This window comes from Gammaproteobacteria bacterium, from assembly GCA_032250735.1.
In the GTDB taxonomy this organism is placed as follows: Bacteria; Pseudomonadota; Gammaproteobacteria; order SZUA-152; family SZUA-152; genus SZUA-152.
This window is the reverse complement of the sequence record JAVVEP010000035.1, coordinates 1-14,432: the sequence shown is the minus strand read 5'-3', so window position 1 is coordinate 14,432 and position 14,432 is coordinate 1. Positions and strand designations below refer to the sequence as shown.

Sequence of the window (14,432 nt, the reverse complement as noted above, 5' to 3'; positions counted from 1 at the left end):
CCAGACACAAATAGCCAGACACATACTGAAAAAGACAAGGACACGCATTGATGGCCAGCTCACCTGAACATCCCGCGAAAAAACACTGGTACATGCTGACTCTGGTCGGCAAGGATCGCAGCGGCATTGTGGCGCATGTGACCCATGCCCTGTACGAGGGCGGCTGTAATCTGGGGGAGACCTCGATGATGCGGCTGGGCACCAGCTTTACCATTATGATGATGGTGGAGCACGCCGGTAACGTGAAATCGCTGCAGAACCTGTTGCAGACCGAGGCGGACTCACTGGGCCTGCACCTGCACATCGATCACATCGAAGGTGGGCTGCATCAGCACCACGAGCCGGACGTGCGCATCAGCGTGTATGGCGCGGACCGGGCGGGCATCGTGGCCCAGGTGACCCAGGCCCTGTCGGAAGCCGGGCTGGATATTCTCGATCTGGCATCCGATGTGGGCGGCACCGAAAGCGAGCCTATCTACATCATGCGCATTGAAGGTCAGGCGAAGGAGGGCATCGCGGCCCTGCAGTCGGCGCTGGATATCGTGAAACAACAGGGAGTCGATGCGCACCTGTCCGCCATCGATACCCTGGTTGGCTGAGCGGGCGGACTGAAGGCCATTGGATATTCTGCATTACCCGGACACGCGCCTGAAACAGGTGTCGGTGCCGGTAGAAGAGTTTGACGACGAACTACGGACCTTTGTCGCCGGGCTGGAGGCGACCATGCGCGCCGGCCCCGGCGGCGTGGGGATTGCCGCGCCGCAGGTCGGCCGTTTCCAGCGCATCGCCATCGTCGATATCTCCAGCAAACCCCGGATGCCGGGCCATGGCCGCATGGTGCTGATCAACCCTGAAATCACCGAATGGGACGGCATGGAGATGGGCCGCGAAGGCTGCATGTCGGTGCCGGACTTTACCGGCAACGTGATCCGGGCGCACAAGATCAGCTTCAGCGCGTTTGATGAATTCGGCGAGCTGCACCAGTATACCAGCGAGGCTTACGAGGCCCGCGCCGTCCAACATGAAGTAGATCATCTCGACGGGCTTCTGTTTCTGGACCGGCTGGTCAGCCGGCGGACGGATCTGTTTAAACGTAAGGTCTATCAACAGGCAAAGGATTAAACCCATGCGCATTGGTCACGGTTTTGATGTTCACCGCTTTGGCGCAGGCGATCACATCGTACTGGGCGGGGTGACGATCCCCTTCACGCAGGGATTTATCGCCCATTCCGACGGCGATGTGGCCATCCACGCCCTGTGCGATGCGCTGCTGGGGGCGGCGGCGCTGGGCGACATCGGCCAGCATTTTCCGGATACCAGCAGCGAGTTCGCGGACATCGACAGCCGCATCCTGTTGCGACGGGTGCGGGAGCAGGTGCAACAACACGGTTTTACGGTGGGCAATGTCGATCTCACCATTGTCGCCCAGGCGCCCAGGCTGGCGCAGTCTATTCCCGCCATGCGCGACAAGCTGTCCGCCGACCTCGGTATCGCCCTGGACTGCTGCAACGTGAAGGCCACCACCACCGAGCAACTGGGCTACGCCGGTCGCGGTGAAGGCATCGCGGCGCACGCCGTGGTGTTGCTCAAGACGATAACCGGTGAACAGCGCTGATGCCGAACACCGCTATTGTCCTGCCGGACTGGCCGCGGGTGCAGGGCGCGCCTGAGGCCAGCGGGGTGATCCGTTGCTGCGCGGAAGACTTCCGCGTCGATGAAGAGCTGGGTTTCGACGCCGATGGCGAGGGCGAGCACCTGTTGATCAGTCTGCGTAAACGCAATCGCAACACCGATCAGGTCGCCCGTCAGCTGGCGCGCCATGTCGGTGTACGGGCGCGGGATGTCAGTTACTGCGGCCTCAAGGATCGCATCGCGGTGACCACTCAGTGGTTCAGCCTCTGGCTACCGGGCAAGCCGGATCCCGACTGGTCGGGGCTGGAAGACGACGAGCTACAGGTGATCAGCCAGGCCCGCCATCGCCGCAAGCTGCCACGCGGCGCGCTACGCGCCAATCGCTTTATCATTGTGGTGCGCGATATCGAGGGCGATCGTGGCGCGCTGGAACAGCGTCTGGCCACGCTAAAAGAGACCGGTGTCCCCAACTATTTCGGCGAACAGCGTTTCGGTCGCGGCGGCAGTAATCTGCAGGCCGCGCAGGCTATGTTCGCTGGTCGTAAGGTCAGGGACAGGCACTTGCAGGGGATGTATCTCTCGGCGGCCCGCTCGTTACTGTTTAACGAGGTGCTGGCGGCGCGGGTGAGCGCGGCTAACTGGAATCAGGTGTTGCCGGGCGAGGCCCTGATGCTGGCGGGTAGCCGCAGTTATTTTATCGCCCATGAGCTGGACGAAGAGATCCTGCGCCGCCATGCCGAAGGGGATGTGCTGCCTTCCGGGCCGCTGTGGGGCAGGGGAGAATTGCCCAGCCAGCTGGCGGCAAAAGACGTGGAAGAAACGCTGCTTGCCGGGCAGACGGTGTATCGGCAGGGGCTGGAAAAGGCCGGGCTGAAGCAGGAGCGTCGCTCCCTGTGCCTGCCAATCACCGACCTCCAGTGGCAGTGGTTGCCAGAAGGCGAACATTTGCAGTTAGCCTTTTCGCTGCCCGCCGGCAGCTACGCCACCTCGGTGCTGCGCGAGCTGGTCAGTGCAAGGGCGCAATAACCGATGGGCATTGCGCCGCACGCACTGTAGGAGCCGAGCCCTCTCGGCGATTCCCTCTCAATGATCGCGCCAATGTAAACAATCGGCCAGGAGGCTGGCCTCCTACACACTGCGTAGCCAGGGTGGGCACGTTATTGTGCCCACGCGGCAACTGTTCAGTGCGTAGGGCGCAATAACCGAAGGGCATTGCGCCGCATGTAACATCTCCCAAAGCAGAATCGTTTTGATTGACCGGTGGAAAATGTCTCGTAGCCAGGTAGGGTGGGCACGTTTTTTGTGCCCAGGCGACTCCTAGATCTTAAATCGCAACATCATCTGCTGCAGATCGGAGGCCAGGCTGGCGAGGTCCTCGCTGGCGCGGGCGGTCTGTTCGGCACCCTGCGCCGATTCATCGCCGACCCGATTGATGGCGACCACATTGTGATTGATCTCTTCGGCGACCGCGCTCTGTTCTTCGGCAGCGCTGGCGATCTGGGTGTTCATGTCATTGATGCGTCCCACCTCATCGGCGATCGCCGCCAGGGCATCACCCGCCTTTGCGGTCTGTTCCACCCCCGTTTTTGTCTGTTCGCGGCTTTGTTCCATGAGCATTACCGCCTCCTTGGATCCTGCCTGCAACGACTCGATCATCTTCTGAATCTCCTGGGTGGACTCCTGGGTACGGGAGGCCAGGGTGCGGACCTCATCCGCCACCACGGCAAAACCACGACCCTGTTCACCGGCGCGTGCCGCCTCGATGGCGGCATTGAGGGCCAGCAGGTTGGTCTGTTCGGCAATGCCCCGAATCACATCCAGCACTGTGCCGATACGATCACTGTCCGTCTCCACCCGTTCAATGGCCTCAGCGGCGCGACCGATGGCCTCGGCCAGGGAATCAATGGTGTTGATGGCATTGTTCACCACCTGACGCCCGTTGGCGGACTGATCATTGGCGGCAGTGGCCGCGCTCGCCGCATCCATGGCATGTCGGGCCACTTCCTGTACAGTGGCCGCCATTTCGTTCATGGCGGTGGCGAGCTGGTCCGTCTGTGACTGTTGATTCTGGATGCCCTGGCTGGTCTGCATGGTGACCGCCGACATCTCTTCGGCGGCGGAGGCGAGCTGGGCAGAGGAGGCCATAATGCCCTGTACGGCATCGGCAAAGCCCTTGGCCATGGCATTGAAGCTGCTGGCGATATCGCCCATTTCATCCCGGCTGTTGAGTTCTACCCGGGCAGTCAGGTCACCTTCGGCCAGGCGCTCGGTGGCCTTGCGCATACATTGCACGCTGTCGTTGACCGACAGGTACAGCCCTGCAAACAGGTAGGCAATGGCGAGCATCATCACCAGGGCGATGAGGATGGCGCTGATCTCCTGTGCGATATCCTTGTCAATGCGCTCGACAAATATCGCATCCAGCACCGGCACGATCGCGTCAAACAGGGCGTAGCTCCTGGAGATCGCCTGCGTCGCGGTATCGAATACGGTGCTGCTGCTGATATTTGTCGCCCCCATATCCAGCAGGTCATTGCGCAGCATGGCTTCCATCCTGTCGATGGCGGTGTTGTTGTCCCTGACCTGCTGTTGCAGTAGCTTGCCGAGCTCCGGGTTGAAGTCGATGGCGGCATTGAGCCCCTTCTGCAGGTCGACATTGAAGTTCTTGATGTTCTCCGCCAGCACCGCCAGTCGGGTAAAGGCCTCCGGTGTGAGCTTGCCCGCCGCGGCGGCTTGCGAACCAATGGCCCGCGCCTGACCCATATTTTCGGTGAGTTTCGGCAGACGATTCACCAGCGCATCACCCAGATAGTAGCTGTCCAGGAAGGGGTCCAGGGTGATCTCGGAACTGTCCGCCACGGCGCCGATGAGGCCGATGAGGCTGTCCAGCAGGGCGTTGTGCGCCTTGACGTTATCGGCCACTGACAGCTGCAGGGCATTTGACTTGATATCCTGCCACTGTTGCATGATCGCCTGCAGTTTGCCCCCGGTGGCCAGGGCGCTGCCCAGCTCCTTGTCGATGGACTGCAGCTCTGCCAGGTGTCTGTCGGTATCGGCCCCTTTCTGGGTGATGCGATCGCGGAAACTCTGGTCACCGGCCAGGTAGGCGCTGCTCATGCCACGGTGTTCCTGAATCGTCTCAATCGGCAATCTCACCACCGTGATGTAGCTCAGGCCCTGTTGTTCATGTTCCAGAAGCTCAATTTCCTCACCGAGGTAAGAGACCAACATGGTATTGAGCGCAACCAGCGGGATGAGCACCACAATGAAAATAAGCCCGAATTTGATGGGGTAGCGAAAGCGGTCCATGATCAGGGTGGCGGGCCGGAACAGGTTCTTCATTTATATTTCTCCGTGTGTGCAAGGTGCAGACGCCGGTAAAAGCGTCGAATTTCTGCACGTATCATCGACACAGCGCGAGATTTCTTGAAGCCAGAGTTGAGGCCAGAGTTGAGGTTAGAGTTGAAGCCAGAGTTGAAGCCCGAAGGGGGATTTACCGGCGGCGTAGCAACACGTACAAGGCACCCATGCCACCGTCCCTGGGCAGGGCCGAGCTGAAGGCGAGTACCGCAGGGGTGTCACGCAGCCACTGGTTGATGTGGGTCTTGAGCACCGGCCGGCCCTCCGCGGAGCGGTGGCCCTTGCCATGCACCAGACAGACACTGCGCAGGCCACGGTCCTGACACTGTTGCAGGAATTCAGCGAGCTGGATGCCCGCCTCGGCGAGGGTGCAGCCATGCAGGTCCAGCCTGGCCTCGATGGGCAGACTGCCCCGTTTGAGTTGGCGCAGCAGGCGATGTTGCAGACCGCTGCGGGCAAAAAACAGCGCCTCCTCCGGCGCCACCTCGGGGACATGATCGCGGGAAAAGAAGCCGGGGGAGGACGCAACTCCCGGATCTGTGGGGCCAGAGGTCGGTGAGGGGCGGGGTTTGGCGGGGGCGATCTTCTGGGCCGATTTTTTGCCGGCCAGAGGTTTGACATCCGACATCATCTCTCGGAACAGCTCACGGTCAGCGGGTTTCTTTTTATCGTCAGTCACCCTTCGGCATATTACGCAGCCAGGCCCGTGACCGCCAGGTGCTGATTGCAAGGGTGCAATAACCGAAGGGCATTGCGCCGCATGGAATTCAGCACGGCCATCTCATTACCGGTATTTGGAGAAAGTCAGGGTTTTTCTGCCGGGCGATGGATATAATGCCCAACCATGACGATTCTGCTGAGCAATGATGACGGCTACCAGGCGCCGGGGCTGATCTGCCTCGCGACGGCCCTGCAGAAGGTGGCGGAGATCCATGTTGTCGCGCCGGATCGCAATCGCAGCGGCGCCAGTAATTCGCTGACCCTGGAGAGCCCGATCCGGGCGCACACCGCCGACAATGGCTTTGTGTTTGTCGACGGCACCCCCACCGACTGCGTCCACCTGGCCATCACCGGGCTGCTGGACGTGGAGCCCGAGATGGTGATCGCCGGCATCAACGCGGGCGCCAATATGGGCGATGACGTGCTCTATTCCGGCACCGTGGCGGCGGCCATGGAGGGGCGGTTTCTGGGACTGCCGGCGATTGCGGTCTCACTGGCGGGCAATCAGTTCGCCCATTTCGATACCGCCGCGAGAGTGGTGCTGTCCCTGCTGGAACGGCTGCACAGCGACCCCCTGCCGGCCGACTCCATCCTCAATGTGAACGTGCCGGACATCCCCTGGGAGGCGCTGGAGGGCTTCGAGGTCACCCGACTCGGCCGTCGGCACAAATCCGAGCCGGTGGTGAAAATGCAGGACCCGCGCGGCCGGGAGATCTATTGGGTCGGCCCGGTGGGCGCCGAACAGGATGCCGGGGTCGGCACCGATTTTTATGCGGTGCGCCACAACCGGGTGTCGCTCACGCCGCTGCACGTGGATCTTACCCGTTACGACGCGATGGATCAGATTGCGGGCTGGGTGGCCGGGCTGTGAATCAGGATCGGCCCGGGCGTCTACAGGGCATCGGCATGACCTCGCAGCGCACCCGCGACCGCCTGGTGCAGCGTCTACAGGAGGAGGGCATCAGCAACCTGCGCGTGCTGGAGGTAATCCGCAGCACGCCGCGCCACATCTTCGTGGACGAGGCGCTGGCGAGCCGCTCCTACGAAGACACCGCCCTGCCCATCGGCCATGGCCAGACCATCTCCCAACCCTATATCGTGGCCCGCATGACGGCGGCCCTGCTGGAGACCGGCCCCTTGCAGCGGGTGCTGGAGGTCGGCACGGGCTCGGGGTATCAGGCCGCGGTGATGGCGAGGCTGGCGGGCGAGGTGTACAGCGTGGAGCGTATTCAGCCCCTGCTGGATCAGGCGCGACGTCGGATGGTGGAGCTGCAGTTGCGCAATGTGCGCCTCAAACACAGCGACGGCAGCTGGGGCTGGCCGGAATACGCGCCGTTTGACGCCATCATCGCCACCGCCGCACCCGAGCAGGTGCCGCAGGCCCTGCTACAGCAGTTGGCCATCGGCGGCCGCCTGGTGATGCCGGTGGGCCCGCCGGGGCGACAGGAGCTGCTGCTGCTCACCCGCACCGCCGACGGCATCGAACAGCAGGTGTTGGACAGAGTGAGCTTTGTGCCGATGTTAGGTGGTACGCAGTAACAGGGCCGTGCGGAATCCTGGCGGTGTAAACCCCGGATATTAGTGTGACGCCGGTCTGATCCCGATTATCTACTTCTGGTGATGTAACATAGATGAAATTATTTTCAGGTTTATACAGGCACGCCATGCGCTGGGCGATGCATCGACATGCGCAGTGGTATCTGGTGGGTCTGAGCTTCGCCGAGTCCTCATTTTTTCCGGTCCCCCCTGATGTGATGCTGGCGCCCATGGCCCTGGCCGATAACAAAAAGGCCTGGCGCTACGCGACGCTCACCACTGCCGCCTCCGTCGCCGGCGGCATGCTGGGCTACCTGATCGGTTATCTCGCCTTTGATGCGATCGAACCCTGGATCATCGACGCCGGTTACAGTGCGCATTATCAGCAGGCGGCCGCCTGGTTTGAAGAATGGGGTATCTGGACCATCCTGATCGCGGGATTTTCACCTATCCCCTACAAGGTCTTTACCATAGCCGCCGGCGCCATCGCCATGTCGTTTCTGCCATTTGTGCTGGCATCGCTGGCGGGGCGGGGCGCGCGGTTTTTTCTGGTGACGACGCTGATCGTGCTTGGCGGCGAACGCATGGAACAGGCCATCAAAAAATATGTCGACTGGCTCGGTTGGGGTATGGTTGTATTGATCGTGGTTTTTCTGTTCTTGCGCTAGGGGCGACGTTAAGGGAACGTGAAGAACAACGTTTAAGAACAACGTTTAAGAACAACGTTTAAGAACAACGTTTAAGAACAACGTTGAAGAACAACGTTTAAGAACAACGTTGAAGAACAACGCCAAGAGAAACAATCAGCCGATACTAATAACCAGCACTGAAAAGCATATTCAACATCGATACTAAAAAATCACCCTTGAAGGTCTCATCAAAAATAAACCGGTTACAGGTCTCAATGCTAAACGGTCCCATGTCCTTTTCTCATTCCATCAAACGCAAATGCACGCTGCCAGTGTCTTTTTTGGCCACGCCGTACATGGCTGCACTCTGCATGCCCGCACTCTGCATGGCCGCGCTCTGCCTGGTGTTATTGGCGGGCTGCGGCGCCCATGTCTACCATCGCGTGGAACCCGGTGAAACCCTGTATTCCATCGGCTGGATCTACGGTTACGACTATCGACAGATCGCCGAATGGAATGACATCCCCGCGCCCTATGTGCTCACGCCAGGGCGCGAGCTGCGGCTGGCGCCGCCTTCGGGCCATGCACCGGCACCGTTGGCGGAATATCGCGAGGCAGGCCCGCAAACCGAGGCCGAAAATGCCACGCTGAATCGCCGCACCAACAGAACACCAGCACCGGTTGTGGAATCCACGAGGGCCACGGCAAAGGTCATTGAGCGATCCACAGCGGCGCAGGGTGGCTCTGACAACGAGACGGGCAACGAGACGGGTAACAGAGCGGACGATGGCCTCGGCGCTGAGGCGCAGAACGTGATTACATCGGCAAAAACAGCGATCAACCGGCTGTTTGACACACAGGCAGCTGCAACATCACCGCAACTGACATGGCAGTGGCCGGTCAAAGAGCGCCGTGTACTGCGGACCTTTTCCGCAAAAGACCCTTCACGGCAGGGGCTTGATTTCGCCGGCGAAAAAGGTCAACCCGTGCTTGCGGCCGCAGCCGGGCGGGTGGTCTATGCCGGGAGTGGACTTGTTCGACACGGTCGGCTTATTATCATCAAGCACAATGAAAAATATTTGAGTGCATACGCGCATAACCAAAAGCTGCACGTAAAGGAAGGCGAGTCCGTCAGTGCCGGGCAACGTATCGCCGACATGGGGCGAACCGGTCATATCGGTGAAGCCCTGGGTAGTGGTACAAGGGCAAAATTACACTTTGAGATTCGTCGTAATGGCGAGCCGGTCAACCCTTCGCAGTATTTGCCCCAGTGAATGTTTCGATGACGAGAAAACCATTTTTCCGACGTAACATTTCGCGGATGTAACCCTGAAAGACAGCCTGTCACGAGTAATCGAATGCGATGTTAGATAAAAAATCAGAAAAAGACACAGGCACACCGGCGGATCAGGACGACAACATCCTGCCCGGCACAGAGCCTGACGCTGAACTGGATGATATCGATATCGATCTGGACGACATCGATCTCGATGACCTGGACTCTGAACTGGATGAGGTTGACGGCGAAGACGATCCGCTCGATGTCCTGGATGACGATCCGCTAGCGACTGAACCGCTAGCCGGCGATCTCTCCGCGCCCAAAAAAGGCCCCGTAAAGGAACGCCGCATTGCCAGTCGCAAAGACATTACCGAGCGCGACCTCGACGCCACCCGGCTCTATCTCGGCGAGATCGGTTTTTCGCCACTGCTGACCGCCGAAGAAGAGGTCAGCATTGCAAGACGCCTGCAGAAGGGTGACATGGATGCCCGCCGCCACATGATCGAAAGCAATCTGCGCCTGGTGGTAAAGATCGCACGGCGTTATCTGAATCGCGGCCTGGCATTGCTGGATCTTATCGAGGAGGGCAACATCGGTCTGATTCGGGCTGTGGAAAAATTTGATCCCGAACGTGGTTTTCGGTTTTCGACCTACGCGACCTGGTGGATCCGCCAGACCATCGAACGCGGCATAATGAATCAGACCCGCACCATCCGCCTGCCGATCCATGTGGTCAAGGAAATCAATATCTATCTGCGTGCCGCCCGGCACCTGTCGCAGTCGCTGGACCATGAGCCCAGCCCCGAAGAAATCGCCCGCATGCTGGACAAGCCCATCGAAGACGTAAAACGCATGCTCGGTCTGAATGAGCGCGTAACATCGGTGGATGTTCCCGCAGGGCGGGATAACGACAAGTCCGTGCTGGATGGCATCGCCGACGAACACAACGTAGACCCCTCCTTGCTGCTGCAAGATGAAGACATGCACGATTGTCTGGAAATGTGGCTGGAACAGATCACCGAAAAACAACGTGAAGTAGTTGAACGCCGCTTCGGTTTGCGTGGCAGGGATGCCTCCACCCTGGAAGAGGTCGGCCATGCCCTCGGCGTCACCCGCGAGCGGGTACGGCAAATCCAGCTGGAAGCGCTGAAGCGCCTGCGTGATGTGATGGAGCGTGAAGGTTACTCTGTCGACACTATTTTGAAGTAGCGGTTATTCTCCTTAGCCGTTTTTCATGGCTAAACCTCACGGGGTAGCCGCCTTTCCTTCCCCTGCCACTATTTCCAGTGCCGCATCCTGCGTGGTGATACCCATCAGCCCAGGCTAGTCAGCCCCACGTCTGCCAACTCCGTTGAACCCACATCCTTGACAATAGTCGGTTGCTCGCTGACTATCGAATACTGCTAACGGAAACAGGGACATCAGGGACAAGATGGAAAGATTCGACCGCTTCTACGCCCTGCATGGCCTATTAAGCACTTACAGGCATCCCGTATCACTCAAGCACATCATGGACGAGCTGGAATGCTCCAGAGCCAGCGTCACCCGGCTGATCACAAAAATGCGCCTGTATCTGCACGCCCCCATCGAATACGACCGCAAGGCAAATGGCTACTACTACAACCAGAAACAACAGGGAGGTCACCCCTATGAGCTCCCCGGCCTGTGGTTCAATACCTCCGAACTGCTCGCCTTGCTCACCTCGCAGACCCTGCTCGAACGCGTCGACCCCGGTGTATACAGCCAGCAACTCAACCCCCTGCGCCAGCGCATCGAAGCAATCCTGAAAAACAGCGGTGAAGACACGGCCGAAATATCAAAACGCATCCGTATTCTCTCCATTGCCAATCGCCACTTCAACAACCACACCTTCCAGCACATCACCAGCGCCGTGCTGCAACGTAAACAACTCAACATCAGCTACCGGGGCCGACAAAACAGCGAAGCCAGCAGCCGAACCCTCTCACCGCAGCGCCTGATCTATTACCGTAACAACTGGTATCTGGACGCCTGGTGCCACCTGCGAAACGAATTTCGCACCTTCGCCGTTGAACGCATCGAACACGCCCGCAGCCTCAAGCAAAAAGCCAGACACATCAGCGAAGCAGAACTCGACAACACCTTCACCGCCGCCTTCGGCATCTTCTCCGGCAAGGCCACCCACACCGCCATCCTGCACTTCACCCCCGAACGCGCCCGCTGGGTTGCCGAAGAACAATGGCACCCGCAACAGCAATCACGCTGGCTGGAAAACGGTAGCTACGAACTCCAGCTCCCCTATGGCAACCCCACCGAACTCATCATGGACATCCTCAAATACGGCACCGACGTCGAGGTCATCAAACCCGCCAGCCTGCGCAACGCCGTAAAAAGCCGCATTGCCGGCATGATGCAGTTATATGCATAAAAAAATACAGGCTCACCAAATGAGCCACTGGTTATGGATAATGAATAAAACAAACCCTCTCCAACCTGAGAAAGGGCCAGAGGGAAGGATCAAAATGAAAGACGACGCACATAAAATCATTGGCAAAAACAGCGGGGCGTACTGAATTTTATGTTCAACCATGCCACGGTCATCGCCCTGCGGAAAAAATCGCCATTAATCTCCGCAAATAGTGCGAAGAATATGCTTGCTGATGCGGCGAATACCCTCCATTATGTCCGCAGCTATTGCGGAGATTAGAATATGTATTTATGGGAACAACCGGATTGGCCAGCATTTTCCTGGGATGAACAATCCCTGACTAACTTGCTCGCGTATGTGGCACGTGAACAGGGCCGCTTGCTAGGAAAAATGGAAGGGCTGGGATTTGATTTGCGCAGAGAAGCCCATCTACACACCCTGACGGAAGACGTGATCAAGTCCAGCGAAATTGAGGGAGAGGTTTTAGCGCCGGATCAGGTCAGATCATCCATCGCCCGCCGGCTCGGTATGGATATTGGTGGACTCATTCCCGCCGACCGCCACGTCGAAGGCGTGGTCGACATGATGCTGGATGCAACGGGCAACGCCGCCGAGCCCTTAACTGAACAACGCCTGTTTGCATGGCATGCGGCTTTGTTTCCCACGGGTCGCAGCGGCATGAACAACATCCGCGTTGGCGGCTGGCGGGACGATAGCCACGGCCCCATGCAAGTGGTTTCCGGCCCGGTGGGTCGGGAGAAAGTACACTTTGAGGCTCCACCGGCGAAACGCATTGCCGGTGAAATGAAAAAATTCCTGCGCTGGTTTGAACAACCCGGCGATCATGATCCTTTATTCATCGCAGGGCTTGCGCATTTGTGGTTCGTCACCGTTCATCCCTTCGAGGACGGCAACGGCCGAATCGCCCGCGCGATTGCGGATATGGCGCTGGCCCGCGCGGAACATACCCCTCAACGCTTTTACAGCATGTCGGCGCAAATCCGCCGCGAGCAAAAAAGTTACTACGCAATATTGGAAGCAACTCAAAAAGCGAACCTAGACGTGACGCGTTGGCAACAATGGTTTCTAAACTGCCTGCTTCAAGCCATCGAAACAACCCAGGTGGCATTGACTTCCGTGCTAGGCAAGGCGCACTTCTGGGAACGCTTCGCCAAAACACCGTTTAATGAACGCCAGATCAAAGTGCTGAACAAAATACTGGAAGAATTTGAAGGCAAACTCACCACCTCCAAATGGGCAAAGATCGCCAAATGCTCACAAGACACCGCCTACCGCGACATCCTGGATCTCGTCGAGCGAGGCGCCCTGCAAAAAGACCCCGGCGGCGGCCGCAGCACCAGCTATTCATTGAACATGGAAGGTGATGCCACATGAAAAATATTAACGCCACTGATAATCCCCTCTCCCTGTGGGATAACCAGCGACTTAGCTGGATAGCTTAGTCGAATGGCTAGTTGTTTTATCAGAGGGTGAGGAAGAGGGTGAGGGTGAGGATATACAAATGGTAAGCGCACCATGATGGTCACCTTTATCTTCCAATGCGAACAAAAGGCGCTTAATCGCAGCCGCAGGGTGTTGGATGCATTTGCTGACCGGATCAGCGACAACACCTGATGAAGAAACGACAGTATGAATAAGCAATACTACCTAACGCGCATAAGGACTGGTATGCGCAATAAGTATACTGTCCCCGGATTTCATAAAAAAATGCAGGCTCACCAAATGAGCCACTGGCTGTGGATAATAAACAAAACACGTAGGGGCGGGTGTACGGGCGGGGTGTACGGGCGGGGTGTACAGGCGGGGTGTACAGGCGGGGTGTACAGGCGGGGTGTACAGGCGAGGTGTACAGGCGAGGTGTACAGGCGGATGTACGGGCGGGTTTCAAACCCGCCCCTACGGTTAACAGGATTGAAATAAACACCGATGGGAAATCAGGTTAAGCGATTATGGAACAACTCACCGACTTAAAGGCCATTCTGCACTCGAAACGCGCCAACATTTATTACCTGGAAATGTGCCGCGTGATGCAGAAGGATGGCCGCGTGCTTTACCTGACCGAGGCTAAAAATGAAAATCAGTACTGGAACATCCCCATTGCCAACACCACCGTCATTTTATTAGGCACAGGCACCTCAATCACCCAGGCCGCAATGCGTATGCTGGCCAGCGCGGGCGTATTAGTCGGTTTTAGTGGTGGCGGTGCCACCCCCCTTATCGCGGCGACAGAAATTGAATGGCTCACCCCGCAAAGCGAATACCGGCCCACCGAATATATTCAGGGCTGGATGAGCTTCTGGTTCGACGAGCAGAAACGTCTGGAAACGGCCAAACAGTTTCAAATGGCGCGCATCCGATTTTTGCAAACAGTCTGGGCGAAAGACCGCGACTTGCTCGCCGCCGGTTTTAATGCGCATGACGAGAACATTGCCTCGGCCCTCAACAACACCCTGGCCCAGATCGAGCAGGCGCAAAAGGTCGGCAAGCTGCTGCAAATCGAGGCGGAACTCACCAAACGGCTCTACAAAATCGCCGCCCACAGCACCAGCCACGGAGAATTCGTGCGTGAGCGCGACGCGGTTGATGCCGCCAACGCCTTTCTAAACCACGGCAACTATCTCGCCTACGGCCTGGCCGCCACCACGCTTTGGGTACTCGGCATTCCCCATGGCTTCGCCGTGATGCACGGCAAAACCCGCCGTGGCGCGCTGGTGTTTGACGTGGCGGACCTGATCAAAGACGCACTGGTCCTGCCCTGGGCATTCATCTGCGCCAAAGAAAACGCCACCGAACAGGAATTTCGCCAGCAATGCCTGCAGGCCTTTACCGACCACAAGGCGCTGGATTT

General features: G+C 58.5%; 14 protein-coding genes. 12 read left to right on the top strand and 2 right to left on the bottom strand.

Features of this window, described 5'->3' with window-relative positions; genetic code table 11:
• Positions 1-50: 50 nt before the first annotated feature.
• Genes RRB22_14245 through truD form a run of 4 tightly spaced genes read left to right on the top strand, consistent with a single transcriptional unit; the run spans position 51 to position 2,658 of the window.
• Entirely contained in the window at positions 51-599 is a 549-nt protein-coding gene (locus RRB22_14245) for an ACT domain-containing protein (GenBank protein ID MDT8385565.1), read from the top strand.
• Between the two features lie 19 nt (positions 600-618).
• Complete coding sequence (gene def, locus RRB22_14240) at positions 619-1,122, top strand: peptide deformylase (protein ID MDT8385564.1); 504 nt, start codon at positions 619-621, stop codon at positions 1,120-1,122.
• Positions 1,123-1,126: 4 nt separating this feature from the next.
• The gene (ispF, locus tag RRB22_14235; GenBank protein MDT8385563.1) at positions 1,127-1,615 is read left to right on the top strand and encodes a 2-C-methyl-D-erythritol 2,4-cyclodiphosphate synthase; all 489 of its coding nucleotides are present in this window, start codon (positions 1,127-1,129) and stop codon (positions 1,613-1,615) included.
• Positions 1,615-2,658 (top strand): tRNA pseudouridine(13) synthase TruD, encoded by a 1,044-nt coding sequence (gene truD, locus RRB22_14230; GenBank protein ID MDT8385562.1) that lies wholly within the window; start codon positions 1,615-1,617, stop codon positions 2,656-2,658. Before ispF ends, truD begins: the two co-directional genes overlap by 1 nt.
• A 291-nt stretch (positions 2,659-2,949) precedes the next feature.
• Here truD and RRB22_14225 read toward each other — a convergent pair whose 3' ends face one another.
• On the bottom strand, positions 2,950-4,974 hold the full coding sequence (locus RRB22_14225) for a methyl-accepting chemotaxis protein (GenBank protein ID MDT8385561.1): 2,025 nt from the start codon (positions 4,972-4,974) through the stop codon (positions 2,950-2,952).
• Between the two features lie 151 nt (positions 4,975-5,125).
• On the bottom strand, positions 5,126-5,671 hold the full coding sequence (locus tag RRB22_14220) for a Smr/MutS family protein (GenBank protein ID MDT8385560.1): 546 nt from the start codon (positions 5,669-5,671) through the stop codon (positions 5,126-5,128).
• A 165-nt stretch (positions 5,672-5,836) separates the two neighbouring features.
• Between RRB22_14220 and surE the strand changes: the two genes are divergently transcribed.
• The 8 genes from surE to cas1f form a co-directional block, all read left to right on the top strand.
• Entirely contained in the window at positions 5,837-6,583 is a 747-nt protein-coding gene (gene surE / locus RRB22_14215) for a 5'/3'-nucleotidase SurE (GenBank protein ID MDT8385559.1), read from the top strand.
• A gap of 35 nt (positions 6,584-6,618) precedes the next feature.
• A complete protein-coding gene (locus RRB22_14210; GenBank protein MDT8385558.1) occupies positions 6,619-7,251 on the top strand; it encodes a protein-L-isoaspartate(D-aspartate) O-methyltransferase in 633 nt (210 codons plus the stop codon).
• A gap of 92 nt (positions 7,252-7,343) precedes the next feature.
• Complete coding sequence (locus tag RRB22_14205; protein MDT8385557.1) at positions 7,344-7,916, top strand: YqaA family protein; 573 nt, start codon at positions 7,344-7,346, stop codon at positions 7,914-7,916.
• A gap of 332 nt (positions 7,917-8,248) precedes the next feature.
• Positions 8,249-9,151: a peptidoglycan DD-metalloendopeptidase family protein gene (locus tag RRB22_14200; protein MDT8385556.1), complete on the top strand. Its 903-nt coding sequence runs from the start codon at positions 8,249-8,251 to the stop codon at positions 9,149-9,151.
• A gap of 89 nt (positions 9,152-9,240) precedes the next feature.
• Positions 9,241-10,365: an RNA polymerase sigma factor RpoS gene (gene rpoS, locus RRB22_14195; protein ID MDT8385555.1), complete on the top strand. Its 1,125-nt coding sequence runs from the start codon at positions 9,241-9,243 to the stop codon at positions 10,363-10,365.
• 223 nt (positions 10,366-10,588) lie between these two features.
• Entirely contained in the window at positions 10,589-11,563 is a 975-nt protein-coding gene (locus RRB22_14190) for a WYL domain-containing protein (GenBank protein MDT8385554.1), read from the top strand.
• Positions 11,564-11,845: 282 nt separating this feature from the next.
• Positions 11,846-12,958 carry a Fic family protein gene (locus tag RRB22_14185; GenBank protein ID MDT8385553.1) on the top strand — a complete coding sequence of 371 codons (1,113 nt, stop codon included), beginning with the start codon at positions 11,846-11,848 and terminating at the stop codon, positions 12,956-12,958.
• Positions 12,959-13,533: 575 nt separating this feature from the next.
• A partial coding sequence (gene cas1f / locus RRB22_14180) for a type I-F CRISPR-associated endonuclease Cas1f (protein MDT8385552.1) occupies positions 13,534-14,432 on the top strand: 899 nt, incomplete at its 3' end.